The sequence below is a fragment of the Thorsellia kenyensis genome (assembly GCF_042432445.1).
GTDB lineage: Bacteria > Pseudomonadota > Gammaproteobacteria > Enterobacterales > Thorselliaceae > Thorsellia > Thorsellia kenyensis.
Window position 1 is genome coordinate 1 of record NZ_JBHLXE010000094.1, and the last position, 25,609, is coordinate 25,609.

At 35.5% G+C, this 25,609-nt stretch carries 25 protein-coding genes and 1 pseudogene; 14 read left to right on the forward strand and 12 right to left on the reverse strand.

Annotation, left to right across the window (positions count from 1 at the left end; genetic code table 11):
- Positions 1 to 24 precede the first annotated feature (24 nt).
- Positions 25 to 213 (reverse strand): hypothetical protein, encoded by a 189-nt coding sequence (locus tag ACFFIT_RS08680; RefSeq protein WP_385877264.1) that lies wholly within the window; start codon positions 211 to 213, stop codon positions 25 to 27.
- 148 nt (positions 214 to 361) lie between these two features.
- On the reverse strand, positions 362 to 757 hold the full coding sequence (locus ACFFIT_RS08685; protein ID WP_385877265.1) for a phospholipase D-like domain-containing protein: 396 nt from the start codon (positions 755 to 757) through the stop codon (positions 362 to 364).
- Between the two features lie 227 nt (positions 758 to 984).
- Between ACFFIT_RS08685 and ACFFIT_RS08690 the strand changes: the two genes are divergently transcribed.
- From ACFFIT_RS08690 to tnpB, 6 genes are all read left to right on the forward strand, one after another.
- A complete protein-coding gene (locus tag ACFFIT_RS08690; protein ID WP_385877266.1) occupies positions 985 to 1,266 on the forward strand; it encodes a hypothetical protein in 282 nt (93 codons plus the stop codon).
- 2 nt (positions 1,267 to 1,268) lie between these two features.
- A complete protein-coding gene (locus ACFFIT_RS08695; protein WP_385877267.1) occupies positions 1,269 to 2,195 on the forward strand; it encodes a hypothetical protein in 927 nt (308 codons plus the stop codon).
- Positions 2,196 to 3,267: 1,072 nt separating this feature from the next.
- Positions 3,268 to 3,708, forward strand: a complete 441-nt coding sequence (locus ACFFIT_RS08700) for a DUF7832 domain-containing protein (RefSeq protein WP_385877268.1) — start codon at positions 3,268 to 3,270, stop codon at positions 3,706 to 3,708.
- 577 nt (positions 3,709 to 4,285) lie between these two features.
- The gene (locus ACFFIT_RS08705) at positions 4,286 to 4,429 is read left to right on the forward strand and encodes a hypothetical protein (RefSeq protein WP_385877269.1); all 144 of its coding nucleotides are present in this window, start codon (positions 4,286 to 4,288) and stop codon (positions 4,427 to 4,429) included.
- Positions 4,430 to 4,480: 51 nt separating this feature from the next.
- A complete protein-coding gene (locus tag ACFFIT_RS08710; protein ID WP_385877270.1) occupies positions 4,481 to 4,693 on the forward strand; it encodes a hypothetical protein in 213 nt (70 codons plus the stop codon).
- Positions 4,694 to 4,806: 113 nt separating this feature from the next.
- Entirely contained in the window at positions 4,807 to 5,001 is a 195-nt protein-coding gene (gene tnpB / locus ACFFIT_RS08715; protein WP_385877271.1) for an IS66 family insertion sequence element accessory protein TnpB, read from the forward strand.
- 36 nt (positions 5,002 to 5,037) lie between these two features.
- Here tnpB and hpaR (ACFFIT_RS08720) read toward each other — a convergent pair whose 3' ends face one another.
- Both hpaR (ACFFIT_RS08720) and ACFFIT_RS08725 read right to left on the reverse strand, forming a co-directional pair.
- Positions 5,038 to 5,460: a homoprotocatechuate degradation operon regulator HpaR gene (hpaR, locus tag ACFFIT_RS08720; RefSeq protein ID WP_385877272.1), complete on the reverse strand. Its 423-nt coding sequence runs from the start codon at positions 5,458 to 5,460 to the stop codon at positions 5,038 to 5,040.
- 1,297 nt (positions 5,461 to 6,757) lie between these two features.
- Entirely contained in the window at positions 6,758 to 8,371 is a 1,614-nt protein-coding gene (locus tag ACFFIT_RS08725; protein WP_385877273.1) for a GMC family oxidoreductase, read from the reverse strand.
- 362 nt (positions 8,372 to 8,733) lie between these two features.
- On the opposite strand from ACFFIT_RS08725, the gene hpaR (ACFFIT_RS08730) reads away from it, so the two are divergent.
- The 5 genes from hpaR (ACFFIT_RS08730) to ACFFIT_RS08750 all read left to right on the forward strand — a co-directional run bounded on the left by hpaR (ACFFIT_RS08730) (position 8,734) and on the right by ACFFIT_RS08750 (position 13,929).
- The gene (gene hpaR, locus ACFFIT_RS08730) at positions 8,734 to 9,210 is read left to right on the forward strand and encodes a homoprotocatechuate degradation operon regulator HpaR (protein WP_385877274.1); all 477 of its coding nucleotides are present in this window, start codon (positions 8,734 to 8,736) and stop codon (positions 9,208 to 9,210) included.
- Positions 9,211 to 9,768: 558 nt separating this feature from the next.
- A complete protein-coding gene (locus ACFFIT_RS08735) occupies positions 9,769 to 10,557 on the forward strand; it encodes a helix-turn-helix transcriptional regulator (protein WP_385877275.1) in 789 nt (262 codons plus the stop codon).
- Between the two features lie 123 nt (positions 10,558 to 10,680).
- Positions 10,681 to 11,979: an NAD(P)/FAD-dependent oxidoreductase gene (locus ACFFIT_RS08740; RefSeq protein ID WP_385877276.1), complete on the forward strand. Its 1,299-nt coding sequence runs from the start codon at positions 10,681 to 10,683 to the stop codon at positions 11,977 to 11,979.
- Positions 11,980 to 12,057: 78 nt separating this feature from the next.
- Positions 12,058 to 12,423 carry a cupin domain-containing protein gene (locus ACFFIT_RS08745; RefSeq protein ID WP_385877277.1) on the forward strand — a complete coding sequence of 122 codons (366 nt, stop codon included), beginning with the start codon at positions 12,058 to 12,060 and terminating at the stop codon, positions 12,421 to 12,423.
- A gap of 12 nt (positions 12,424 to 12,435) precedes the next feature.
- The gene (locus ACFFIT_RS08750; RefSeq protein WP_385877278.1) at positions 12,436 to 13,929 is read left to right on the forward strand and encodes an aldehyde dehydrogenase family protein; all 1,494 of its coding nucleotides are present in this window, start codon (positions 12,436 to 12,438) and stop codon (positions 13,927 to 13,929) included.
- A 163-nt stretch (positions 13,930 to 14,092) separates the two neighbouring features.
- On the opposite strand, the gene ACFFIT_RS08755 is transcribed toward ACFFIT_RS08750, so the two are convergent.
- From ACFFIT_RS08755 to ACFFIT_RS08765, 3 genes are all read right to left on the reverse strand, one after another.
- Positions 14,093 to 14,884, reverse strand: coding sequence for a MoaF C-terminal domain-containing protein (locus tag ACFFIT_RS08755; RefSeq protein ID WP_385877295.1), 792 nt, complete (start codon positions 14,882 to 14,884; stop codon positions 14,093 to 14,095).
- 299 nt (positions 14,885 to 15,183) lie between these two features.
- On the reverse strand, positions 15,184 to 15,861 hold the full coding sequence (locus ACFFIT_RS08760) for a DUF3156 family protein (protein WP_385877279.1): 678 nt from the start codon (positions 15,859 to 15,861) through the stop codon (positions 15,184 to 15,186).
- A gap of 13 nt (positions 15,862 to 15,874) precedes the next feature.
- Complete coding sequence (locus ACFFIT_RS08765) at positions 15,875 to 17,365, reverse strand: APC family permease (protein ID WP_385877280.1); 1,491 nt, start codon at positions 17,363 to 17,365, stop codon at positions 15,875 to 15,877.
- A 307-nt stretch (positions 17,366 to 17,672) separates the two neighbouring features.
- Here ACFFIT_RS08765 and ACFFIT_RS08770 point away from each other — a divergent pair, with 307 nt between their 5' ends.
- From ACFFIT_RS08770 to ACFFIT_RS08780, 3 genes are all read left to right on the forward strand, one after another.
- Complete coding sequence (locus tag ACFFIT_RS08770) at positions 17,673 to 18,851, forward strand: MFS transporter (RefSeq protein ID WP_385877281.1); 1,179 nt, start codon at positions 17,673 to 17,675, stop codon at positions 18,849 to 18,851.
- A gap of 74 nt (positions 18,852 to 18,925) precedes the next feature.
- Positions 18,926 to 20,059 carry a histone deacetylase-like amidohydrolase gene (locus ACFFIT_RS08775; protein WP_385877282.1) on the forward strand — a complete coding sequence of 378 codons (1,134 nt, stop codon included), beginning with the start codon at positions 18,926 to 18,928 and terminating at the stop codon, positions 20,057 to 20,059.
- A 173-nt stretch (positions 20,060 to 20,232) separates the two neighbouring features.
- Positions 20,233 to 20,400: a hypothetical protein gene (locus ACFFIT_RS08780; RefSeq protein ID WP_385877283.1), complete on the forward strand. Its 168-nt coding sequence runs from the start codon at positions 20,233 to 20,235 to the stop codon at positions 20,398 to 20,400.
- A gap of 52 nt (positions 20,401 to 20,452) precedes the next feature.
- On the opposite strand, the gene ACFFIT_RS08785 is transcribed toward ACFFIT_RS08780, so the two are convergent.
- The 5 genes and pseudogenes from ACFFIT_RS08785 to ACFFIT_RS08805 all read right to left on the reverse strand — a co-directional run bounded on the left by ACFFIT_RS08785 (position 20,453) and on the right by ACFFIT_RS08805 (position 25,601).
- Positions 20,453 to 21,130: a hypothetical protein gene (locus tag ACFFIT_RS08785; RefSeq protein ID WP_385877284.1), complete on the reverse strand. Its 678-nt coding sequence runs from the start codon at positions 21,128 to 21,130 to the stop codon at positions 20,453 to 20,455.
- Between the two features lie 227 nt (positions 21,131 to 21,357).
- Positions 21,358 to 22,344, reverse strand: coding sequence for an isoaspartyl peptidase/L-asparaginase family protein (locus ACFFIT_RS08790; RefSeq protein ID WP_385877285.1), 987 nt, complete (start codon positions 22,342 to 22,344; stop codon positions 21,358 to 21,360).
- 154 nt (positions 22,345 to 22,498) lie between these two features.
- The gene (locus tag ACFFIT_RS08795) at positions 22,499 to 23,506 is read right to left on the reverse strand and encodes a dipeptide ABC transporter ATP-binding protein (protein ID WP_385877286.1); all 1,008 of its coding nucleotides are present in this window, start codon (positions 23,504 to 23,506) and stop codon (positions 22,499 to 22,501) included.
- Between the two features lie 131 nt (positions 23,507 to 23,637).
- A pseudogene (locus ACFFIT_RS08800) lies at positions 23,638 to 24,597 on the reverse strand (ABC transporter ATP-binding protein); the annotation flags it as partial.
- Between the two features lie 65 nt (positions 24,598 to 24,662).
- Positions 24,663 to 25,601, reverse strand: a complete 939-nt coding sequence (locus ACFFIT_RS08805) for an ABC transporter permease subunit (RefSeq protein WP_385877287.1) — start codon at positions 25,599 to 25,601, stop codon at positions 24,663 to 24,665.
- Between the last annotated feature and the right edge of the window lie 8 nt (positions 25,602 to 25,609).

A 25,609-nucleotide genomic window follows, 5' to 3' on the forward strand; every position in this document is an offset into this window, starting at 1 on the left:
CATCTTAATGTCAATTGATATTATTTATTTTTTGATCAATTGGTTAAGGTTTGATCTCCCCCTGACTTCATATTGGCACGTGAACGTCAGATTACTTTCTTTATCCACTAAATGGGATTCAACAGGATTGTTAGCATCTCCATAGGAAAAAATAGAATAGGTTGTCGTCATCATTAAAAAAGAAGACAGTAAGGTTTTTTGTAAGTAATTCATAAAGCTCCTAATCGCTATCGGATAATGTGTCGCTCTCATCTATAAACTGCCTGAGGGCGCAATAAGGGGATTGATTATTATTAAATCTATCTAGATTTTATTTTATTGCATTGCTCCAAGCTTCATAATAGATGCCATGCCACTTGGGTTAAAACTGATTTTTGTCTCTATCAATCGATTTCGAGTGAATACACCACAAATGTTTCATTACCTCAGGTATTAACGAATTTTTTGCTGTATCTTGTACTGCTATTGCTATTTCCGTATCAAAAGCCATGCTTCTAAGATTAATATTAGCTGATCCATTAATTAAAAAGTCATTACCAATTACCATTAATTTACTGTGTACATAAACATCCTGCCATTTGTGAGGAGTTGAATCATGACTAACTAAAGTACAAATATGAGTCTTAATCCCCGGAATATCAATCGGTTTTACAGCATCTTTAGCTTCATCTTTTTTAGCGTCTTCAACGGATAATCCTTTTTTTGTTATGCCTGTATAAACTGGCATAAGATCAACACGTCCTGGGGACTCTAACATCTTATATGTTTACAACCCACCAGATTTTATGGCCGGAAATTATCGCCGATCTGTAAAAAACCAAGTCACTTTACTCTACGGTCAACCCCTGCGTTTTCATATGGATAGATCCGCTTGGGTGGGTTAAAGCATCAAGTGAATTAAATGGTAAGACAGGAATATATATTCTTATTGATCCAAAAACAAGAGAAGCCTATGTAGGTTCATCATTAGATGCCGGTACGCGAATGTCACAATTAAACCATAAGTTTGCACAGGATTTACTCAGTCGAGATGGCATAATTCAACAGTTTGTCCCAGTGGATTTGGGAGATGCAAAAGACTGGAAAACTAAAAATAGAATTTTACGCCATTTTGAGCAGAAGGAAATAAATAAATTGACAAAGACAAATAAGTATAACGTTCAGAATCGAATTAATGCAGAGGCGCCTAAAAAGAGCGAGAGAAATGCAAAAATCGTGTTAGAGTATAATGCTAAACCTGGAAACAAAATTACTTGTGGGAGTTAAAAATGGTCGGTGAAGAAATATTGGATCAAAAAACCTATGAATTTAGAAAAACGATTGACCCTGTCAGTGGTTATTCTCCGTTTAATGACATAACGTATGTCGATTGGGATAAACGTTCTGAAGTGTATGATTTAACTGATGCAGAAGCGATAACATTTGAGCTTAGGAGTCCCAATGGACAAGATGAAAAAAAATATATCAAGGCAATATCTGATGATGATGAGTTTTGGAATTGGGTAAGTCAGCAGAAACAACTTAAATCGATTCAAATTGATGCAGACCTTATGCATAGAGCCTGTAAGCTTCCAGTCGAGTTTCTGCAAGTCTCTGCCCCTATAAGTAGGGATTTACATTCAAAGATGATTAAAAAAGAGCTTTTATGGGAATTTGGGGAACTTCATCATCTTAAAAAATTGAGAATGTTAATGCCTTTTTCTTGTTATAAGGGTTTTGATGTATCTTTTATAAAAAATGTCACTGAACTTGAGTGTGATTTTGAATTAGAAAAAACGTCTGCTTTTTTCCAACAAATAGCAAAAAATTTAACGTTAACACATTTGTCAGTATGGAATGTGAAATTCACTGATTTTTTTGTACACCTTGAAGGTATGCCTTTAAAAGAACTTAAACTAATCTGGGTGGAACGAAAAGGATTCGATATTGAACTTATCTCTAACTTTCCTTTATTAGAAAGGATTTATTTCAATGGATTACGTATTAGAGGGTTCAGTCTCGATTTTATTCGACAACTCCCACATTTAAAATATTTCGGTGTATCAAATACCAAAGGAATGACCGAAGTGGAGTCATTATTATGCGCACCGAATTTGCAAGAGGTCGTTTTTTTAAACTCTACAATTGATATTGATGAAGAGTCGCTACGAAGTGCTTTAATTAGTAAAGGAATTCAAGAGAGATTGAGATTATAATAGCCTATCAATTTGGATAGTTGTTAATAATTTGATAAGGCACTATCATTGAATAATAGAAGATTTAGCAATATAGTTAGGCCAAAATTTTCAGATGAATTTAAAATAAATGCAATTAAATTAGCTAATAACAGAAGAGACCATTTTTAGCTAGATTTAGGCAAAGAGCTCAATATATCTTAAAACTCTTTGGATACTTGACATAAATCATAGATAACAATTAAATCAACTCTCTTCTGATAGTAAACAGAGATAAGCTAACGAAAAGTTATTAGGAATTTATCTATCGCAGAATCCTCTAGCAGAATACTATGCTTTAACTGGCAAGAAATTCAGCTAGTAGTGCCCTATGAAGGCATTTTTGAACATCAATTAAAGTCTTGGAAAACGGATTTATTTAGAGTTAAGAAAAAAAACAGCAATACGCAAACAGTTGAGTTATAGACACTAAAGGACAAAAATAGGGCATTACCAGAAAACGCTGCGTTGTAGTTGCTGCCAAAAAAACAGCTTATCGTTAAATTGTGTGGATTTCAGGAAATTACAATTCGCAACTTTGCTGGTATTATCAAAAAAGCTCGCGTCTGCACAGCGCGTTCAAAGGCTAGAGGTGGAAATTCTTCCTAAGCGCATAGAAGTCTATAAAAAGCGAAAGAATATTACCTAAAGCCTTGGAATATGAGGGATAACAGACATTTGGAATCAAATAGCATAATTAGCGTTCAATTTTACAGATGAACATTAAGAAAAAAACACAAAGCTGATGTATACTCAACGGAAATCAAGATGCAGGTTTTGGTATCATTCATTTCCCACTCAATAGGTATCGGAATAATATCTATATCTGCAACTTGAAGTAACTTTAGTATATAGATGTGTTGATATTTATTCTAACGTTAACGTTACTTTGAGTAAGCTAATAGACGTCTATTTAGTTCTAGAGTGAATTGTTTAGAATCTCTTGCATAGGCTTTTATGAATTTAGTAAAAGTAGATTTTGTGCAATTGATTTGTTCATAATTAGTTTGTTGCCCCAATAATCTTATGATTCATCATAAAGTGGAGAAAGACAATGGTAATAGATTGTATTGATTGGCATGAAGAACCAGCATACGAATTTGAGTTGGAATACAAAAATGCTGGAACTCATATTGGTATGTTCATATCATGGTTGATAATTAATGATTTAGTTAGTGATTGGATGAAAGAAGATTTTGCGGATGAAATTAAATTGGTACTCAATCGACAAATGACTGGGCTTGAGCTTTTATTGGTAGCTGAAGGCATATTAAGAGAAGATTATATTAGTGAAGATGCACTTCCCTTTGTGGAAGCTTATTATAGTAACGACATTGATTTTTCTAGATCCTATCAAAATGATTATGAAAAAATATTAACGAATAATCTAACCTCTTTTTATCATGTAGCTGACTCTTGGGAAAATTATGAGTTATTAGCGCCGGCATTAGAAGAAGCTTATCAAATATGGGCTGAAAAGAGTAGTGATTCTTAATGGTGCATATAGCGATTAGAGCATATTCAGCGCCCACTCTGTAAATAATTCTGTATATTTGCCATTTTCATTTAAAGAAGATCTCTCAAACGATCGCTTAATTCTATAATAAATCTACTTAGTGCCAGGGCAAACGCATACTTTTTCCTAATTAACCAAAAATCACTTTGGTTCTGGATCTGTCGCTCCAACCACATTGTTTTATTTTACCAACCATAGTGTCATTTTTAGGATGGAGCTTGCATAAATTAAGGCAAAAGCGTCTAATTACAGCAACATTTTCTGCTCCATCTTCACTTCTTAAAATATGTTGCATATGAAAAAAGTAAGAAAAAATTAGCTCACTGATGAGTGGATTTTAATTTGCAAAAGGGGTTATGTTTCTAATTTCATGAATTTAAGAGCATAAATAGCTAGCAAAAAACACAGAGTGCATTAAAATTTAAGAATGTTGATGAATTTAGACAAAAACTTAAGTCGGATAAACAAAATCGTAAGCATCCGTTCAACGCATCTAGAATAAGCCAATAAATTCACTAAACTTAGCATAATTTCTACCAATCGAGGATTATGCTTTATGAAAAAATACACAATACAAGAAAAAATCTCGCATTTAGAAGCGCGTGCAACCTATGGGCTTAAAATGGCTGATTATGCTGCTTTGCATAATATCAATTTTAGCTCATTTAGATGTTGGTCCTATCAAGTAAAAAAGGCCTGATCAGCTAAATCTATTCATTCCATTCAAAAAACGCCTGTACATGCCACAGATGTGGTTGAGGATGAAATCATCAATAGTGCGTCCAAAATTGATACCTCTGCAACGCCAGTATCACAAAGTGCACCACTGACAGACACACTTGTACCTGTTAAAGTATTAGAACCTAATCGCAAAGTATTATCCCAAACTCACACAGATAAACCTGCAGCATTACCAGAAATTAACATGCTAAAAAAATGTCCAGACAAGCTTAATATTTATTAATCGGATTTTCAACAACCATCTAGACCAATACCTGAGGTAACGGTTATCTTGCCCTCTGGTTTGCAGGTTAAGTGCGATATTGTTTTACTAGAGCAGGTGATAGGAGTTTTGTCATGATTCACTCCAATTCTATTTATTTTGTAACAACCCCCATTGATATGCGTTTTGGGATGGGCCGTTTGACTACTTTTTTGCAGGTTAATTTCCCAAACAAATGTTACTCAGGTTCGCTATTTATTTTTACCAATCGCCAACAGAGTATGTTCAAATTAATCAGTATTGATTCCGCCTCTAAGAAAGTGTCCTAAATTAGTTGACCAGTACACTTTTTATGAAATAGATTTTTAAGACAATTTAATGATGATCATCTCTAACTGTTCAGCTAATTCTTCTAATTTTTTTTGTCCGATTTTTTCCGCTAATTCATTATAAGCTAACCGATTATCAGCGAGGACTGCTTCGACTTTTTTATCTACACCTTTGGCAAGTTTGACTAGTACTCGCCTTTTATCTGTTGGTGAAGAGACTTTGACTATGAGATCAAGCTCTTGCATTCTTTTCAAAATACCTGCCATGCTAGGACTCAAAATACAGCATTTTTGGCACAATTCATGTGGTTCAAGCTCTTTTGATTCATGCAAGGATCTTACAATTCTCCACTGCTGTTCAGTCAATTGATGCTTGTTAAGCACGGGTCGAAAATACCCCATCAAAGCTTCTCTTGTTCTAAGTAACAATAAGGGAACGTTGCGGTGTTGATTTTTCATTATGACCTTCAAATGTAATAGATAGAAATGCGTTTTAATTTATTAGTATCGGTTAGTTGAATTATTCAAATATAATTAAAATATCTCAATGCATATTATTTATATAAACCTAAAATATTAAGTTACAAATAGTATTATTAACTAGAATTATAATACGTGTAAGGCACAGTTGCAAATTACCCTCATTTATAGAACATCTGTTTAACTCCAAAATTGAATACTTAATAAGAGAGTCATTCGATGATTCTTATAAAGAATTGATTTTATATTTAATTATTAGCTCCTTGAGTTTAATGGTAATTTTAACATCTTTCTGTTACGAAAAAATTGAATAGGAACCAATTTTATGATCAAACGTAGTTTCTTACGCATACAATTTTCATAAAAAGAAGTTCCTATGGCTAATGAATCTGTCACATTTTCCCGTCCACTTAAATCATTTTTTGATAAATGTTTAAAATTAGCAAAATTTATCTCTCCAATATTTGATCGCCACCAGGGCTAAAATAAAAATAGTTATTCGGTTATAAACACCTAAAAAATAATTGTAAATTATCTTGTTTTATTTTTTTTGTTGCACAACTTGAAATTATAGGGGTTATTCTAACATCTCTTTCTTTTGGTTTTAAAGACCTCTAATGATGCCAAACTATTCTTTTTTTAAGTATAAGAGCGCCCCTTCTAACTCCAAAAATTTTAAGATTATAAACGTCGTTTTAAGGAGATGTTTTAAAAAACATGGTGCATCCTGAACACTATGAATAAAAACAATACCTTAACGAAAACCTTGACTAATCGGTCAATATAAATAACATGGTTAATAAAGCTAATGTATCTCCCCATGAGTAAAGAGTGGGTAAACCCATGTATGACATCAACATCTTTTCTTATGTCAAGGACGTATTTGGTAATGACTATTGAAAGTCTTACTTCAAATATAAATCGGTAGAGCATGTTTTATGTGCGCACTATGTTAGAGAGCTATTTATAGCCTGTGAGCAATACCGTCATTTGTAGGCACAAGATACCTATCACTTGCTAATTTCACTCAATAAGGAAGTCTCTGAAAAGGAAAAACAAACGGTGTAGCTTAGCATGTAAAAATTATAAATAACTCACAGCTATCTTAACAAGTTCCGAGTTGATTAGTTGATTAGTTGATTACGTAATATAGCAAATAAGTTTTTTTAATCTTTTGTGGTAATATCCCATAAGGGAGAGAGAAATAAATAGGATGGGTAATTACCACAAAGTAATCTATTCAAGAGAACATCAATACAAACTTTTTATTTCCTTCTTAAGCATGACTCGCCGTTTCTTTAAGTATAAAATCCACAACCCTGTGCGCCAGCATGATAACAGGTGCATTTGTATTTCCACTAATAATATGTGGAAACGCTGAACTGTCAGCCACACGTAATCCTTTAATGCCCCATACTTTTAGCGTAGGATCGACAACTGAAGTTGCTGCTGCCCCGCCCATTGCACATGTGCCAACAGGATGGAATACTGTTTGAGCATTTTCTCTAACAAAATCAGCAATTTTATCGTCAGAATCATACGCTGCGTCAGGAAATACCACGTCGTGAACAATATTTTTCAAAGAGGGCATGTCAAACATTTTCACACCAAATTTTACTGCGCGTACTTGAGCTTCTAAATCACCAGGCGCTGAAAAATAATTACCATATATTTTGGGTAGATCATTTACATCACGACTTCTCAATTTAACCTCTCCTCTCGATTCAGGGTATAAATGCCCCATCTTTAGAGTAAAACCTTCCAGCTCAGAAGTCATTTCTTTATCTTGAAGACCAAAATTTTCAATAAGTGGGAATGTATGAATTTGAGTATCCCTTCGGCCATCTCCGTCTAAATCGAAAAAACCACCACTTTCAAGTATGTTGGAAGTTACAACACCCCCTTTGAATAAAAGCCAATTGAGACCCTGCCAATATTTTTTAAACCCTTTAGTATCACTTAAAATACTCATCGGTTCTTTTAATCGACCACACACGTTCAAGTGCAAGTGATCTTGAAAATTTTTACCAACCTGAGAACTCTCCAATAGAACAGGTATTCCCATTTCCTCTAAGTGATCTTTAGGGCCAATTCCAGAAAGCAGCAAGAGTTTTGGACTTCCAATAGCACCAGCACTGACAATCACCTCTTTTTTAGCCTTAGCGACAACAGTACTGCCACCATTTTGTTGATATTCAACACCAACAGCCTGACCATTTTCTATCAGGATACGGTGGGTAGTACAATCTGTTTTTAATGTTAACAAAGGATTATCCTTGACTCGATTGAGATAAGAATAGACTGTACTGGCTCTCTTTCCTTTATGAATAGTCGCTTGATAAAATCCTACACCTTCTTTATCTTGTCCATTGAAGTCTGTAACGTATTCGTAACCCATTTCTTGTGCTGCCTGCAAATAGGCCATAGCAAGTGCATGTCGATGTCTATTCTCAGTGACATAGAGGTGACCTTGTGTTCCATGATAAGGTAATGACAAACTTTCATTTCGTTCGCAAGCTTTAAATGCATTTAATACTTCTTCGTACCCCCAACCTTCACAACCAAAACGATTTTTCCATTCTTCATAGTCATGCGGTATGCCTCTTACATAAGCCATACCATTTACTGAACTACTTCCACCAAGAACTTTACCTTGCGGAACATCAATGCGGCGGTTATTAGCATAAGGTTCCGGCTCGGTTTGATATTTCCATGTGTGGCTAGCCATCACAAAAGGAAGTCCCGCGGGCATATGTATATATTTATTTTTATCTGTTGGACCCGATTCAATTAGCAATACTTTGGCTTTCGTTTCTTCTATCAAACGCGTAGCGATTACACAGCCCGCAGAACCAGCACCAACAATGATATAGTCATAGTTTTGATCCATGAATCACCCCTTTTATCCAATTGATATTAAATAATAATTAGTTCCCTTTGCAGTTTTTGAGTAAAAGGGAATCCATAAAAATCGTTAATACATTAACGTTTTTCTTTACAAATTGATATAAGCAAAAAATAGCCTTTAGTAAAAACATGAACTCTCTCACATATTTTTGTTTTTTTAATAACATTAAGTCATATATTGAATTTAATCATGAATTGCTGTTTTTTAACTTTCACGCTTAGATAGATTTTGGTACACTAACGCTTATTACTTGAACGCTTAGTTCCTCTCTATTTAGTGCCTTTGGCATTCTTCACAATAAATACTGAGCGATAATTTTTTAGTCTTTCTAGAGGTCTACGTAAATGAGACAATCTTTGACCCTCGCTCTGCTTCAAGCAAGGGAGACGGCCATGCTTTTTTTTCGCCCCATTCTTCATAAATACAATTTAACTGAACAACAGTGGAGAATTATGCGGGTCTTATTTAATCTCCGTTCAGTAGATTTTGATGAACTTTCAAAAAAAACTTGTATTTTAAAACCTAGCCTCACCGGTATTTTAAATAGAATGGAAAGAGATGAGCTTATATTTAAACTAAAGCCTCTTAACGATCAAAGAAAACTTTTTATTGCTTTAACTGAAAAAGGCCAATTTATTTCTAAACATGTACATTATGAGATTGAACTAGGCTACAAAAAGATTGAGTCCTCATTTTCACTAGAAAAATTAAATGCATTACAAGCCCTCATTGAAGAGTTTAATGCACTTAGTTCTTCGACTGAACTTTTGGAATTAAACACACAGCCTATTGCAGAAAAACAAAACTCTTCAACCTCTTGATGAGTCAGTTTTTAGTTTACTAAACATCTTGGCTTTAAGTTATATATACCCAATTGAAATCAAGATGCAGGGCTTTTTCATGCTTAAAGTCCACCGAATAGGCATTAGTTTATCTTTTGCAAAGCACTTGCAAAAGATAAACAGTATAAAAAGAATTTTAGTGTTATGCTTTGTGTTATTTCAACTTGTTAGGTTTTATTGTTTTAGCTTGTGTTCTGAATTAATATGTCACCCAATCGTTAAATCACTTTTAAAAAGTCACCAAGTATTCGGTGATTTACTTCACAAATAATTAATTTTTATTGGTTTCAGCTCTATTATTCACAACTTCTTTTGAAATTTGTAAGTCTCTGTTTATTAATCAAATTTTAAAGTTCATTTATTTCCCTTCAAATCGCCACAATAGTTAACATGATGTTTATAAATGTTTTTTAACTCCCCCTTTTTTTAGTCACTTGATTTTTGAAATGAGGTTTTTTTCTTCAATTAGTGATAGGCTATTAAACACTAACTTATTAGTATTAAGTCGGTTAATTTAATTACTCTGATGAGGTAGGTATGCGTACTAATTCATTTCATTTGTCTGAGGTGATTGATTCTGTAAATACTAAATACTTTACACAAGTTTTATTGAATTTTTTACACTCTAAATTCTACTTTGACAGTGCAATAGCTTTTAATTATCAATCATCACATAGACCATTTTGTATCTTTCAATCAGATAAGGAATCCGTACATAACCATAAGAACCTTTATGAACAAGGGGCTTACCTAGATGATCCTTTCTATCAAAATGTTTCTAACAATCAGGATATCGACATCATCAAGTTGCATGAAATAGCGCCCAGAGATTTTTTAAAATCAACTTATTTTCGAGAGTTTTATCATAAAACAGGCTGGTCAGATGAGACCGGTATATTAATGCGACTAAATCAAGAGGAAACAACCGGCTTTTTCTTTAGCCATTTTCGAATAAAGAGTAATCGATTCAATAAAGACAGAGACATTCTGGATTTTTTTTCTATTGTGAAAAGTTTATTAAAATTACATTTACACTATCTGGAACTCAATAAAAAAGTTTCTCAATTCATCGAATTACCCGATAAAGAATTGAAAAGTACTTCTATAAACCCAAGAGTTACACCTTTTATCAAATTGACTCGCAAAGAAAAAGAAATAGCCGAATTGATCCTATCAGGTAAAACGTCTAACGAAATAGCTAAACACTTATTTATTTCGGTCGGCACAGTAAAAAATCATCGGAAAAACCTTTATGCGAAACTAGCAGTAAAATCACAATGTGAACTATTTGCTCTATTTAATCCTAAGTATTCTTCTATTAAATAGTATTTGAATAGGTTTTATCAAGAATGCGTTTGTGATCACAAAATCCTACAACTATCCCTAAGGGGATATATCAGTGAATAACTTGTTATTGAATAATAACTTCACTTTTATTTAGGAGGCAATATGGATCAAATCAATTCTTTAACTTATTACGCAGTCACTAAAAAATATGATTTACAGTTTGCTGAGTTAACTGAAGATCTTGACGTGGATGTGGTCATCGTCGGCGGTGGTTTTTCAGGGATAAACACAGCCCTTGAGTTAGCAGAGCAAGGAATTACTAATATTGCAATTTTAGAGGCGAACTATTTAGGCTATGGCGGAACAGGACGCAATGGCGGACAAGTCATGGCTGGTATAGGACATGATCTGGAAAAAATCAAAAAACATGTTGGAAAAGAAGGACTAGACGCGATTTTTAAAATAAGTAATCTTGGGGCTGGTATCATTCGAGACAGAATAAAAAAATATGCTATTGATGCTGATTTCTGCCCTGGTTATGCCTATTTGGGGAGTAATAGGCGACAAGAAAAAACTTTGCTATCGTGGTTTAAAGAATTTAAAGAAATATCCCCCGAAGATGAAATTGAATTTTATACCGGAAATGACATAAAAAAAATCGTAGGTTCAGATGCCTATACCTGTGGCATTAAGCATATGGGTGGTGGGCATGTCCATTCGTTAAACCTTATGCTAGGTGAAGCAAAAGCGGCGGTGAGTTACGGTGTCAAAATCTATGAAAAAAGCCCAGTGGTATCTGTTGAATATGGTCAAAGGATAACAGTCAGAACCAATAAGGCAAAAGTCGTTGCTAACAAGATGCTCTGGGCTTGCAATGGTTTTTTAGCAGGATTAGAACCCTATATCTATAAAAAAACCATCAATACTTATGCATTTCAATTAGCAACAGAGCCACTCAGTGATGAATTAATTGAACAGATCAGCCCTATTCGTGGGGCTTATAGTGATATTCGTCCAATAATAGATTATTACCGAGTAACAAAAGAGAACCGTTTACTTTTCGGAAGTGCAACTCGCTGGCTCGAATACATACCCAAAGATTTAAAAGCATGGAACCGAGAAATTATGCTTGAAATATTTCCATATCTAAGTGATGTGAAGATAGATTTAGCCTGGGGAGGTCCGCTCTGCTGTAGCGCTAATCTTTTTCCTCAAATAGGTACACTGCCAGATAATCCAAATGTCTTTTATGTTCAGGGTTACTCTGGTTTTGGTGTGACTCCGAGTCACATCGTCTGTAAGGTATTAGCGGAGGGTATGAATGAAGGATCTGAAAGCTATGACTTAATGAGCTCTATTCAGCATGTCAATATCATAGGCAAAGATGCCCTTCGTCCACTCATTACCAGTGCAGCCAAAATTTGGCATCAAACATCAGGGTACTGGAAAGGAAGGAGATAATTCGATTACTCTCGTTTATATTAATTTTGTTAAACCGACTTAAAAAGTCTTTTTTTAATCCGTATCAAGGAGCTATTTATGAAAGCAATATTACTCAAAGAAGCCATTCCAACGTTACACAAAATAGGCAGTATTACTTTATTAGGTTCAACAGTAATTGAGGGTGATCCTCAGGCATCGGCTTTATCTACATTAGGTGAACCTTCTGATAATCTCAATGGGGGATACTTTGCATGCACCCATGGCAAATTTTCTATGACTTATCCATTTACAGAATATGCCACTGTCCTGTCTGGCTCTCTTGCACTCACAAATGAGTTAACCGGTGAAAGGACTGTTTATGGTCCTGGTGATTCTTGGATTGTAGAGAAAGGAACTCCTGTAACTTGGGAGGTCTTGTCAGATGAGTTTGTAAAACATTATCTCGCTTGCGTTAACCCATAATTTGGAGGCCTCATGACTGATATAACCCTTTTACCCTCTGTGGTGGATTTTTTAAAACAATCCCACGGCCAATATATTAATGGACAGCATGTTAAAACCTCAAGCAGCAAATCTCTCGAGGTTTTCAATCCTGCAACAGGAGAAATCATTGCTCATGTTCATAAAGCGACTGATGCTGAAATAGATGCCGCAGTTCAGGCCGCTCATACTGCATTTCATAGTACTTGGGCTGACACATCACCTATGCAAAGAGGGGATTACCTTTATAAATTAGCCGAATTATTGCAAAGAGATAGAGAAATTTTGGCGCAAATTGAAAGTCTTAGTTCTGGTAAAATCATTCAACTTTCACGTTTTTTAGAGATAGATCAATCAACCCAATTTTTGAAATATTTTGCAGGTTGGTCTAGTAAAATTAGTGGAGAAACACTTAATGTTTCCCTACCGTCTTTTAATAAAGAGAAATATTCAGCGTTTACCTTACGCGAACCTGTTGGTGTTGTTGCTGGGATAATTCCCTGGAACTTCTCAATTATGATTGCCATTTGGAAACTTGCAGCAGCGCTAACCTGTGGCTGTACCATCGTCCTCAAACCAAGTGAATATACCCCCTTGACTTTACTCAAATTAGTCGATTTAGCAAAAGAGGCGGGGATCCCAGATGGTGTTATTAATATTGTCAATGGTGATGGTAAAGAGGTTGGTACTCGTTTAATCACTCATAAACTCGTATCAAAAGTAAGTTTTACAGGCTCTGTAGCTACAGGTTTAATTGTGGGTGAACAAGCCATGCACTCGAATTTGAAACGTACCACACTAGAACTTGGTGGTAAAAACGGTGCAGCCTTCTTAACTGACGTCTCTGTGGAAACGATTGTCAATGGCATTATCGAAGCGGGTTTCTTAAATCAAGGGCAAATCTGTGCAGCAGCAGAGCGCTTTTATATTCCTAATGACCTTTTACCTGAAGTGATGGATAAACTTGCTGTGGCTTTAGGATCAATGAAAATTGGATCCTCTTTGGATGAAACCACTCAAGTCGGTCCACTGGCTAATAAAATGCAAAAAGAAAAAGTGCTTAGCTTAATTGAAAAAGCAAAATCCGAAGGAAATAAAATTATCTGTGGAGGCCATGCCATTGAAGGAGCTGGCTATTTTGTTGCCCCAACGGCGATATTGGCTAATAGTACTCAAGATACCTTAATGAAAGAAGAGACGTTTGGTCCTGTTGGTACATTAATTGGTTATGATAACGAAAACGAACTGATTAATATGCTTAACGATAGTCCTTACGGGCTTTCTGCAAGTTTATGGACTAATGACTTAAGTAAAGCCTATCGAATGATCCCTAAAATAGAAGCAGGTACTTTATGGGTCAATATGCATACTTTTTTAGATCCAGCCCTACCATTTGGGGGCGTCAAAGCGTCTGGAATAGGGAGAGAATTTGGGAGCGCATTTATTGAATATTATACTGAATTAAAGTCCGTTATGATTCGTTATTAAATCTAAGGCAGTATCTTTGCTTTTTTAAAAGATACTGCCTTATCAATTTTTGTCTAACTGTCACTTTATTTGAATAAACTAACAATACAAAAGATGTGGCAGTACCGATTCTTCTGCATAAAATCAGATGTGTTAGCTAGGCTTCTTGACCTTAAAATGAACATCACACTATGCTGTGTAAAATTTTGGCATATGAGCCGACTTGAAAATTAGTTAATGCCTTAAAATCCTCTTCTTGATATCCTAAGATTTTCCCATCAGTTCTAAGTAATTTCATATCAATAAGTATAACCCCTAATGTTGGAACTATTTTCTCACGCCAAATAAACAAATAGAGCTTTTCACTTATTTTAATATAATGGCAGCGGTCAACATCAGCAAGTCCCTTTTCTACACCTTCAATACAATGCCATGCATAAAAATTTTCATTTAAATAGATATGTTCATATTTTTCTGTTGAACTATAAATATATTGATTTCGATAACCAATCAATTCATCAGTAAAATGATGTAGTTGGTCATCTGTAGTGAGTATTTTTGCTGTACCGAATAAGATACATACATCAACATCCGTCAAACTCACATTTTGCTTGATACGTGAAAAAGCAGACACACTGACTTGGTCAGCAGTCGGCAATTGTCCATAAATTAAAGTAACCAGATTTAAACTAACATCTAGAATAATGGTTATTGTACCTCTGGGGTTATCGGGATCTAAAAAATCAATGAAATAGATAGACTCTCTAATGCTTGTACACCGATAAGATAAATATTCATAAGAATTAAAGTGCAATAATTCTCCTGGAAGGAGTGCTAAACGCATAGGTTGCTTTTCTTTAAAATATAACTTAAACGTTCTACCTGCTAACTCGTCACTTCTCGAAACCAAGTGACTTGCATGCTCAAATCCATTCGCTAAATCTCCGACTTGAATAAATGTAACATCACTCATTATTTTCTCCTATGCTAAATAGATAAACAGTAAACTCAAAAAATGTCTCTGGCATTGTCAAATAAGGCCAAGATTAAAAAATAAAATAGCCATTACATAGTAAATATTTAATTCATTTAACCTGTTAAATTAGCTCTTTGCTTTAACTAGTTAAATGAACAATTAAATTTACTATCTAAAAGACGATGATTCGTGTGTGTTAAACAGACCGCTCTAACTATGTAAAATAAAATCAATCAATTTTCAATTCAGTGACATTAGACAGTATTTATCAGATACCCTGTCAAATTAAAACTGAGTCCTCATCCCTTAATTTCTTTATGTTGAACGATCAGAAGCAGTTGTTGCATTAGTTGTTGCATCATCAATAAACTGCTCAATAACAGTTGTCTTTGCTCACCACTCAAAGGAATATAGCGTCTTATTGGCGGTACCCTACCAACCACTTCACTGGCAGCAAAATGCATAACAGTAAATGTCCAACTCTCTGCTGTCATAGTCAATTGAGCTTTTGTAAAATCCATTTTTTTTAACGTTTCATAAAATTCGGGATAATGACTAAATAAAGTCATCAATTGTTCACTTATTCCCATATTGCCTTTAATAATTGGTTTTATTGTCTGACGTTTTAACATTCCAGTTGTCTGAAATTGACAAGTCAATCCATTACCTGTATGGGCATTATCAATCATTAGATTATTTTGGCTTTCCTCTTCATTCGAGCTTACAAAATCACTACTAATCGAGAATTCACTCTGGATCAAATGCCCTAAAAATAATGGTTTGACTTGTTCTTTTACCCGAACATACAATTTTTCAGTTGGTCTAAAAACAGCCTCTGCTGGCGCAATAAACTTTACTTCATACGGAGCTAAATTTTGCTCAAGCTTTTTCAATAATGCACCTAGCTGGTAGCCCTTCACAGCCTTGACGGATAGTTTTAATCTTTGCCAGATTGTTTGTTTGCTCACTGTTTTCATCATCCCCTCCTGACTAATCAATGCTTTTAAGTTCATTTATTTCAAGAAATTTTTTATCCGTGACCGCAAATGATTTACTCACACTCTCCTCTAAAGGCACAGGTAAAAATGGATTGACTTTTTGAACTCCTATTGTCCAAATTAATGCATACAAAGCGGTGAGAGCTAAAATTATTCCAAATGGAACATAGACAGCTGATGCATTCATTCCAGGGGGAGTAATAAATACAATAGCAATGACTATGCCTATGCTAGAAATTATTTGCGGAATAGGAAAAAATGGAGATTTGTAGGCCCTTGGATAATCAGGGCGTCTAATCCTTAGAATCACAATAGATAGAGTAACAAGCAAATAAGCCACACCCCATGAACATACCGCAGCGAGGACTAAAGGAAATATTTTATCTATGTCCCCTTGAATCCAAAAGGCATGAACACAAGGTAACACAACAGCAATAAGAATACTAAAAACAGGTGTTTTATACTTAGGATGCAAATAACCAAAAATTTTAGGGAGTGCACCATCAACAGCCATTCCGTACAAAATTCTAGGCACGGCAGCCATAAGTGTGTTAATCGTAGCCCCTCCTGCCAATAAAAACCCTATTCCAAGCCAATAAGGTCCCCATTCTCCCATCACATTTTTGGCAAATACAGGAATAGCCATCGGTGTATCTAATAGCCTTAAACCTGTTTGTTCATCAAGAAATATATTCTCGACCTGATGGCTTAAAGAGGCACCATATAGATACATACATAAAGCCACAAAGCATAGACCCAGTGCAGAGGCATATGGAATGGTTTTATGCGATTTTTTTATTTCCGGCGCCATGGGGGTAACCAGTTCACATCCCACAAACATAAACATAGCCATACCAACCAAACTGAAAACCATGAATGGGTCGGAAACTAATCCAGTACCAAAAAAACTTTCTAATTTAACAGCAGGTGCAATAATTAATCCCACGATACTAAAAGTCATCAATGTCACCCACATGGCGAAAGTTAAAAATATTTCAGCTCGTCCAAATACCTCAATTCCAAAGGCATTTAACAGGCCAAAAGCACAGACAATCCCTACCCCAACAACCCAAGACGCATTTTTATCTTCTAGCGCAGCATTCAATCCCTCAAAATTGACTATAGCCATAATCCCAGAAAGCACAGTTTCGGCTGTACCTGCAAAAATATGCACGATTAAATAGGCAGAAATTGCGCCTATAATGGCCCAAAATCTTCCCATGCCACAAGAGATATAATCATAAACAGAACCTGCTGTAGGCATCATCGATGCAGCCTCAGAAAAAGTAGTTATCTGGCACTGTATCATGATAAAGCTCAGTAAAATAGCAAGTGCAAAAGTATCGCCACCAATACCAAAACCACTTGTTACCGTTAAAATCACAGGGCTTGCCATTATGACGCCGACTGAGCTTGCAAGGGCAGTAGGAAATCCTACATAGCCTCGATTCAATTGTAAATCGAGTTTATCTTTAAATAGCATAACGCCTCCTTAAAAACTTTTAAATTAATTCGATATCCCTTTGTTGTTTTCCTTTTATAGGTTTAACGCTGTTTGATTTTTCATTAATATATTAATAGAATTAGAGACTATCAATACAATTAGATAAAATTCATTAACTTATTAACAAATATGCTAGCTAGGTCACATAACCCAGATTTTTCATTTGTCTAACTTCTTATTAGAGCCTATCTTTGCACTTCAATTCACTTGCATTTTTTCGTAACAGAGCATTAAAACAGAGTAATTATTTTTTCATTAATAAATAATCAATTATTTTGGAGAGCTTATGAATAGTACTCAAGCAAGTCAGCCTTTAAATTATGGTATGGCACTACTCACAGCAATTGTTCTCTTTGCTGCTATTGCACCTGGGATCTTAATGACAGCTCCCGCTGTTGCCTCTCAAGTAGCTTCAGAATGGGGCTTATCTGAATCTCAAATTGGTGATCTGTTTTTTGTCGAACTTGGTGCGATGAGTCTTGCGACATTGCCTGCTTATTTATGGTTAAGCAGGGTTAATTGGCACGTTGCTGGTTATATTGCTGCTGCACTTTTTATCGCAGGTAATATTGCCTCTGCTTTCATTCAGGAATTTCATCTGATCCTTATCGTAAGATTTCTCGCTTCTTTAGGTGGCGGTTCTTTGATGATTTTATCTATTACCTGTGCTGCTAATGCACCTAATCCAAGTAGAGTCTACAGTTGGTGGCTTCTTGGTCAATTGGCTTTTGGTACCATTGGCTTGCTTATTTTCCCACCACTTTTTGAAAAGTTTGGGATAAAGGCCATCTACTTTTCTTTAGCTGCTACGATGGCTATAGCTATTCCTCTTATTAAATCATTTCCCATTAAACCTTTTAACGTAACAGTACAAACGGTTAAGGAAGTGTCACACGTTAGTCTATTTAAGAAAATCTTGGCAATATTAGGTGTACTCAGTTTTTACATCTGTATCAGTTCGGTTTGGACATTTATTGGGAATATAGGTGTAGAGGCTGGTTTAAACAGTAAAGATATAGGCGTTATTCTATCGATATCCACTGGTGCTGGAATAGTAGGCGCAATTGTCGCTGGATTATTAAGCATTAATAAGGCAAGACAACTGATGCTTTTAATTGGCTATGGATTGCTTCTTGGTGCTATTTTACTACTTTTAGGCGCGCCGGATACCTTGCGTTTTATCATTGCAGCTGTTGCGTTTAAATTCACCTGGTCATTTGTCTGCCCTTTCATGCTTGCACAAATCGCTGATTTAGATACCAGTGGAAAACTTATGAATAGTAGTAACTTGGTCATTGGTGGTGGACTTGCAATAGGCCCTATGATCTCAGGGCGTATTCTTCAAAACATGGGAATGAATTCATTATTGATTTGGTCTCTTGTATGTAGCGTTATTTCTTTATATTTAATCATCATCATTGCCAAAAAAAGCAAAATTTACACGTTAAATGAAGCTTATTCATAACATTTGCAATGAATCTGTTAAAAGCAGTTTTATGTAGATAGAAATTAAAATTAAAAATAGAAAAAGGATATAAGATGACAAAACTTACTGGTTTTTATTACGATGAAAAATGTTTTTGGCATAGCACAGGACTTCACTCTGGTACCTTATCAGTAGGAGGGTGGGTGCAGCCGCCCTCAGGAGCAGGTCATGCAGAGTCTCCTGAGACTAAAAGAAGAATGAAAAATTTGATGGATGTAGCTGGATTGACCGAACAACTTTATGTAAAGTCCGCCACTGCTATGGAAGAAAAAGATTTGCTTAGAATTCACCCTCAAAGCTATCTTGATGAACTAAAAAAAGTGAGTGACTCTGGAGGAGGCATGCTTGGCATGGAAGCACCTTTTGGTCCTGGCAGTTATGAAATTGCGAAACTTTCAGCAGGTTTAGCATTTGAAGCTGTGAAGGCTGTATTTACAGGCGAAGTAAAAAATGCTTACTCTCTATCAAGACCACCTGGCCATCATTGCTTACCTAATCAATCGATGGGATTTTGTTTTTTAGCTAATATTCCATTAGCTATAGAAAAAGCGAGAGCTGAACTTGGGCTTAAAAAAGTTGTTGTCATTGACTGGGATGTCCATCATGGCAATGGTACTCAGTATATTTATTATGAAGATCCAAATGTATTAACTATTTCCATCCATCAGGATAGATGCTTTCCTCCAGGATACTCTGGTGAGTTAGACATAGGAGAGAGTGCAGGTAAGGGATATAATCTAAACATTCCTCTTCTAGCAGGATCAGGTCATACTGCATATTTAGAAGCTTTTGACAGGGTAGTCATTCCGGCCGTTAGACAATTTAAACCAGAATTAATTATTGTTGCATGTGGTTACGATGCAAATGGCATGGATCCTCTGGCCAGAATGCTATTACATAGTGACAGTTTTAGGGTAATGACACAAAAAGTTATGCATGTAGCAAATGAAGTTTGTAACGACAAAGTAGTCCTAGTTCATGAAGGCGGATATGCTGAGTCTTATGTCCCCTTCTGCGGTTTAGCCGTTATGGAAACTTTAAGCGGGATTCGAACAGAGGTAAATGATCCCTTATTAGAATTTATTAGTTTACAGCAGCCTAGTAAGCATTTTAATGATCTTCAAATTTCTCTTATTGATGAGATAGCAAGTTCATTTATTTTAATAACTGGAAAACATTCTTTTTGATTAATTTAAATGATAAAAATCACAAGAGTAAATTAATCTAAGTAACTCGTTGCTCGATCTTTTTGTTGGATAATTTTGATAGATATTGAAAATCTTATCTCTAATTTTGACGGCAATGAGAATTGGTAGTGAAGTCATGCCATGGCTATTAGCGGAAGATCAAAGCGCAGTTCATGATAGGAGCACAGCAAAAATTAGCATCTCTAAGAAGAAAAACACTGAATTTATTGCGATTAGCGCCATTTAAAAAAAAGGAAGCACCGATGACGGAAAAAATGATGAAATCTGTATTTGATATTAATTTTAGAAAATCGGCTAAATTTATTTTAACAAGGGGATAATTTAAAATGATCACAAAACTTAAAAAGCTGATGGAAATTTACCCCCCCGTGTTCATAGGGATTTAGCTAGATTAATTTTAGCTTTAATTATCTGATTTTTATTTTTAATATTTCTCGCAGCAGGATGAGGGATCCTTAATATAAAAAGATCATCCCACTTTTCTACAGGGTACTTACCAGATTCAATTACCTCAGTATTTATTATCTGAAGTTCTCTTTTTAATGCAGGAAAATTACCATCATACTGTCCAGCAAAAATTAAAACTTTAGCATTTGCAATTTTAATTTCTTTCACGAGTTTTTTTAAGGAATAATTAGCTATTGCATCAATTATTTCTTTATTTTTGATGTGTTTTATAGCCCCTCGTTTATAGTCAAATCCATAAAAATTTAACCAAAGAGGTTGTTCTCCCAATATTTTTCTAGTGTAAATAGTCAACCAACCAAATTTACTTCTGCCTTGTTTATTTAAACTTTGTATAGATTCATATTTTTCTGCACTCAATTTAATCAACTCTTTTGCACTTCGATTTATAGATAAATGAGAATCTAAACTAGAAAGCCAACCCCTAGTTTCTTGCCCTATTATTGCAACACGACTGGTTTCTTTTATATTGGGTATAAAAGGTGCACTTAACTTTTTTACCAAATTAGGTTGCTGGGTTTTTAAATATGAGAGTATATTAACCAGTTCTTCTTCATAGTCTTCTTTATCAACTAATTTATTCATATTCAGTCCTATTTTATTTTATTTTATTTTTTTTTAATAATTTATAAAGTAATTCCAAGTTCCATCTCATTATTTTGATTCATAGAGTTTATCAATTTATTTTAGCAATAAAGTTAAATAGTGTATGAAGAAAAAGTCTAAGTGACTTTATATTGAATTTTCAACAATTTTTTCAACTTTAATTTATAAAATTAGTAAAAAACTAATCTACCATTTAACATTTCCTTTTATTCTTTAAATATCTTAGTCACAGGTTTTTGACCAGTATATGCGTATCCTCTGTACATGCCCTCACTGTTAAAACAAAGACTGATATTGCCTAGGGAGTCAACTGCAATTAATCCACCTTCTCCATTAATTTTTACCAATTTATTCATAACTACTTCATTAGTCGCTTCTTCTAAACTGTATCCCTTATATGCCATCAGCGCACTGACATCATGCGCAACAACAACTCGCATAAACATTTCACCTGTGCCTGTACAAGAAATTGCAACCGTTTCGTTATTAGCATAGGTTCCTGCTCCTATGATAGGAGTATCCCCTACCCGACCTATTTGCTTATTAGTCATTCCACCAGTTGATGTAGCTGCTGCTAAATTTCCATGAATATCTATGGCTACAGCCCCAACAGTACCAAATTTAGTCTTCTCATCAATTGGGGTTTCTTCGTTATCTGTTAGATTATTTGGCAATGTGCCATCATGATCTAAAACGAAACCTGAATCATTTTCAATTGCATTTTTTAACTGTTGGCGTCTAAAATCAGTTGAAAAATAAGTAGATTCAACCATTTCTACGCCTTCTTTTCGTGCAAAGATCTCTGCTCCTTCACCAATAAATAAGAGATGATCACTTCGTTGCATCACTTTTTTTGCTGCTAATATCGGATTCTTTATATGGGATACGCCAGCAACAGCACCTGCATTTAAATCTCTTCCATCCATGATTGCTGCATCTAATTCATGTGTTGCTCCATGTGTAAAAACCGCTCCATGTCCTGCATTAAATAAAGGGCAATTTTCTAGACCTACAACAGCATCAGTCACTGCATCAACTGCACTTCCACCCTTTTCCAAAATTCGCTGGGCACTTAGCAGAATTGCAGATAGCTCATTATGGTATTTTAGTAATTGATCTTCTGTAAGTACTTTTTTACTTATCACACCCGCCCCACCGTGAATTACTATTACTGGTGTAATTTTTTGTTTCATGTTTTTTTACCTTTTATTTATTGGGATTAACTCATTAAATGTGAAATTAATTTAATGCTTTAAGGGTGTTTTCGTTAATGTTGTACTCGATTAAGAGGATATTTAAGTTTTTGTAAATCTTCATTATTTAAATTATTTTCATCGTTTTTTTATTTCAATTGATTTCCTCAGCATGATGACAAGCTACTTGAGATGTTCCTATGGTCCGTAGCTCTGGTGTTTGTACTTTACACTGCTCCGTAGCAAATGGACAACGCTTATGAAATGCACAACCGTCAGGTAAATTAAGAGGGCTTGGCAGCTCACCAACAATAGGGATTTTTATGCGCCTATCTTCAGGATATATCATAGGTGTTGCTGAAAGTAAGGCTTTAGTGTAAGGATGCAACGGCGTTTGATATAATGTTTCCTTGGTGCTTATTTCAACAGCTCGCCCAAGATACATGACCATAACATTCGAAGCGATATGCTCTACCACTGATAAGTTATGAGAAATAAATACGTAGCTGGTATCTAGTAAATCTTGTAAGTCCATAAATAAATTGAGCACTTGGGCTTGTATGGAGACATCAAGCGCTGATGTAGGTTCATCCGCTATGACTATTTGAGGTTCTAGCATCATAGCGCGAGCAATCGCAATACGCTGTCTTTGCCCTCCCGAAAACATATGCGGATAACGCTCAGCAAATTCTGGCCTTAAACCCACTTTGTTCATCATTTCTTTGACTTTCTCTTTTCTTTCAAATGAAGATAATGTGGTATTTATAATTAAAGGTTCTTCTAATTGTTTTGCTATCTTAGCTCTTGGATTTAAAGACGCATATGGATTTTGAAAAACCATTTGGACTTTTGAACGCAAAGCTTTTAGTGACTGAGATGAGAGATTAGTAGTGCTTTTACCGTTAATTATCACGTCTCCAGAAGTTGGTATCTCCAATAAAGTCAATTGCCTAGCCAATGTTGATTTTCCACACCCAGATTCACCAACAACAGCCAATGTTTCTCCTTTGCGTAGGGTGAAACTCACACCATTTAAGGCTTTTACAACTTGACTTTCTTGCTGATGTTTTTTCCAAAACATACCACCACTAAACAGGGAAGTTGGGGCGTCATAATGGCGGGTTAATGCGTTTACTTCTAACGGAATTGTTTGTTCTTCCATACTCAGACTCCTGCAACATTCTGCCGACTTATCGGCGTTGATAAAGGATATAAACAGCGCACCTCGCTATTTTTATTTGCTAATGAGTCATTAACAGAATGTTCTCCTTGCGCCTGCTCAGCAACCATAGCATCATATGATCTTAATAGAGGTTTTGTCGTTGAACACCCCTCTTTTGCATACGAACATCTAGGAGATAATAAACATCCACTAGGCCTATCATACTGGCCTGGTACAATTCCCGGTAGCGAACTCAAGCGAAGAGATCCCTTGCTATGCTCAGGTATTGCTTTGAGTAATGCCTCAGTATAAGGATGGCGAGGGTGATAAAAGAGTTCAGGTACATCTGCCACTTCAATCACTTCACCTGCATACATCACAACAGCTCGTTGAGCAATTTCTGCAACAACTGCTAAATCATGGGTAATCAAAATAAGTGCCATATTATGTTTTTTTTGCAGATTTACTAGCAATGTCATAATTTGCGCTTGTATCGTTACATCCAACGCCGTTGTGGGTTCATCTGCAATCAATAGCTTGGGTCCACAGGCAATTGCCATCGCAATGACTACACGCTGACACATCCCTCCCGAGAGTTGATGGGGATAACTATCTAATCTGGTTTCTGGAGAAGGGATTTCTACCATTTGCAATAGCTCTATAGCACGAGCTTTTAACGCTCTACCTCTCAGATTTTGATGAAGCTTCAATACTTCCATAATCTGCCGACCAACCGTATAACTAGGATTAAGTGAGGTCATTGGATCTTGAAAAATCATAGCGATGTCTTTTCCGACAATTGTACGGCGTTCCTTAGCAGTGATTTCAAGTAAATTGGTACCCACAAAATGGACTTTATCTGCCGTGACCTTACCCTGCTTATCAAGTAATCCCATCAACGCCATCATCGTAACAGATTTTCCTGAACCTGATTCTCCTACAATTCCAAGTACTTCTCCCGTCTTTACGTGGAGGCTAATTTTATCAATAGCTTTAAAGGCATTTTCACCTTTTCCAAACGTAACAGATAGATTTTCTATCTCAAGCAAGAAATCTTTCTTTGTTGCTAACTCTTCATTATTTTTTAACATGCCATTGTTTACCATTTCAATTGTTAATTAAGATAACAGCCAAAAACTATTAGTAGAATCAAACATTATCTGGCTTGTTTTAATTTTGGATCGAGTGCATCACGCAAACCATCGCCAATTAAATTAATTGAGATGACTGAAAATAAAATTGTCAATCCTGGAAATGTAACAATCCAAGAGGCGCGTTCAATGTATTCACGGGCAGAAGCAAGCATAGTACCCCATTCAGGATCTGGTGGCTTAACTCCTAAACCAAGAAAGCCCAGAGCCGCAATTTCTAAAATAGCAGAAGAAAATCCCATGGTCATCTGTACAATAAGTGGTGCTAAGCAGTTAGGTAATAAGGTAACAAACATTAAGCGTAATGTATTAGCACCCGCCACACGTGCAGCTTGGACATAATCTCGATTTAACTCAGTCATAGCCGTAGCTCTAGTTAATCTAACATATGCAGGCAATGAGGCAGTCGCTATAGCTATCATCGCATTAATTAAGCCCTGCCCTAGTATTGCAACAATCGCAACTGCAAGTAGCAGTGTCGGCAAGGATAACATTACATCTACAATTCGCATTATCGCAGCACCAATATATTTTGGAAAAAATGCAGCCAGTAACCCTAATATGACCCCTGGAATTACAGCGATAAATACGGAGCAAACAGCAATAAATAGTGATAGCCTGCCACCATAGATGATACGAGAGAAAATATCTCTACCGACTTCATCAGTCCCTAGTAAAAACTTGATAGAACCGCCTTCTTCCCAACTAGGTGGTTGCAGTATATGCCCTCTGAATTGTGTTATAGGATCGTTCTGTGCAATTAAAGGAGCAAATATTGCCGCTATAATAATTAGTAGCATGAAAAACAATCCAAAAACAGCCCCACGATTAGCACTATAGCTTAGCCAAAATGTACGTATTGGAGATGGGTAATTAGTTTGTGCAGAACCAAATCTATCAAGTTGATCACTCGCTTGTGATGTAATATTTATTTTTTCAGTCATACCCTAAT

What these genes read in the sequence shown, in the direction of transcription:
- ACFFIT_RS08680 (WP_385877264.1), bottom strand. Translation starts at nt 213, where the DNA reads ATGAATTACTTACAAAAAACCTTACTGTCTTCTTTTTTAATGATGACG.
- ACFFIT_RS08685 (WP_385877265.1), bottom strand. Translation starts at nt 757, where the DNA reads ATGTTAGAGTCCCCAGGACGTGTTGATCTTATGCCAGTTTATACAGGC.
- ACFFIT_RS08690 (WP_385877266.1), top strand. Translation starts at nt 985, where the DNA reads ATGTCACAATTAAACCATAAGTTTGCACAGGATTTACTCAGTCGAGAT.
- ACFFIT_RS08695 (WP_385877267.1), top strand. Translation starts at nt 1,269, where the DNA reads ATGGTCGGTGAAGAAATATTGGATCAAAAAACCTATGAATTTAGAAAA.
- ACFFIT_RS08700 (WP_385877268.1), top strand. Translation starts at nt 3,268, where the DNA reads ATGGTAATAGATTGTATTGATTGGCATGAAGAACCAGCATACGAATTT.
- ACFFIT_RS08705 (WP_385877269.1), top strand. Translation starts at nt 4,286, where the DNA reads ATGAAAAAATACACAATACAAGAAAAAATCTCGCATTTAGAAGCGCGT.
- tnpB (WP_385877271.1), top strand. Translation starts at nt 4,807, where the DNA reads ATGATTCACTCCAATTCTATTTATTTTGTAACAACCCCCATTGATATG.
- hpaR (WP_385877272.1), bottom strand. Translation starts at nt 5,460, where the DNA reads ATGAAAAATCAACACCGCAACGTTCCCTTATTGTTACTTAGAACAAGA.
- ACFFIT_RS08725 (WP_385877273.1), bottom strand. Translation starts at nt 8,371, where the DNA reads ATGGATCAAAACTATGACTATATCATTGTTGGTGCTGGTTCTGCGGGC.
- hpaR (WP_385877274.1), top strand. Translation starts at nt 8,734, where the DNA reads ATGAGACAATCTTTGACCCTCGCTCTGCTTCAAGCAAGGGAGACGGCC.
- ACFFIT_RS08735 (WP_385877275.1), top strand. Translation starts at nt 9,769, where the DNA reads ATGCGTACTAATTCATTTCATTTGTCTGAGGTGATTGATTCTGTAAAT.
- ACFFIT_RS08740 (WP_385877276.1), top strand. Translation starts at nt 10,681, where the DNA reads ATGGATCAAATCAATTCTTTAACTTATTACGCAGTCACTAAAAAATAT.
- ACFFIT_RS08745 (WP_385877277.1), top strand. Translation starts at nt 12,058, where the DNA reads ATGAAAGCAATATTACTCAAAGAAGCCATTCCAACGTTACACAAAATA.
- ACFFIT_RS08750 (WP_385877278.1), top strand. Translation starts at nt 12,436, where the DNA reads ATGACTGATATAACCCTTTTACCCTCTGTGGTGGATTTTTTAAAACAA.
- ACFFIT_RS08760 (WP_385877279.1), bottom strand. Translation starts at nt 15,861, where the DNA reads ATGAAAACAGTGAGCAAACAAACAATCTGGCAAAGATTAAAACTATCC.
- ACFFIT_RS08765 (WP_385877280.1), bottom strand. Translation starts at nt 17,365, where the DNA reads ATGCTATTTAAAGATAAACTCGATTTACAATTGAATCGAGGCTATGTA.
- ACFFIT_RS08770 (WP_385877281.1), top strand. Translation starts at nt 17,673, where the DNA reads ATGAATAGTACTCAAGCAAGTCAGCCTTTAAATTATGGTATGGCACTA.
- ACFFIT_RS08775 (WP_385877282.1), top strand. Translation starts at nt 18,926, where the DNA reads ATGACAAAACTTACTGGTTTTTATTACGATGAAAAATGTTTTTGGCAT.
- ACFFIT_RS08780 (WP_385877283.1), top strand. Translation starts at nt 20,233, where the DNA reads ATGATAGGAGCACAGCAAAAATTAGCATCTCTAAGAAGAAAAACACTG.
- ACFFIT_RS08785 (WP_385877284.1), bottom strand. Translation starts at nt 21,130, where the DNA reads ATGAATAAATTAGTTGATAAAGAAGACTATGAAGAAGAACTGGTTAAT.
- ACFFIT_RS08790 (WP_385877285.1), bottom strand. Translation starts at nt 22,344, where the DNA reads ATGAAACAAAAAATTACACCAGTAATAGTAATTCACGGTGGGGCGGGT.
- ACFFIT_RS08795 (WP_385877286.1), bottom strand. Translation starts at nt 23,506, where the DNA reads ATGGAAGAACAAACAATTCCGTTAGAAGTAAACGCATTAACCCGCCAT.
- ACFFIT_RS08805 (WP_385877287.1), bottom strand. Translation starts at nt 25,601, where the DNA reads ATGACTGAAAAAATAAATATTACATCACAAGCGAGTGATCAACTTGAT.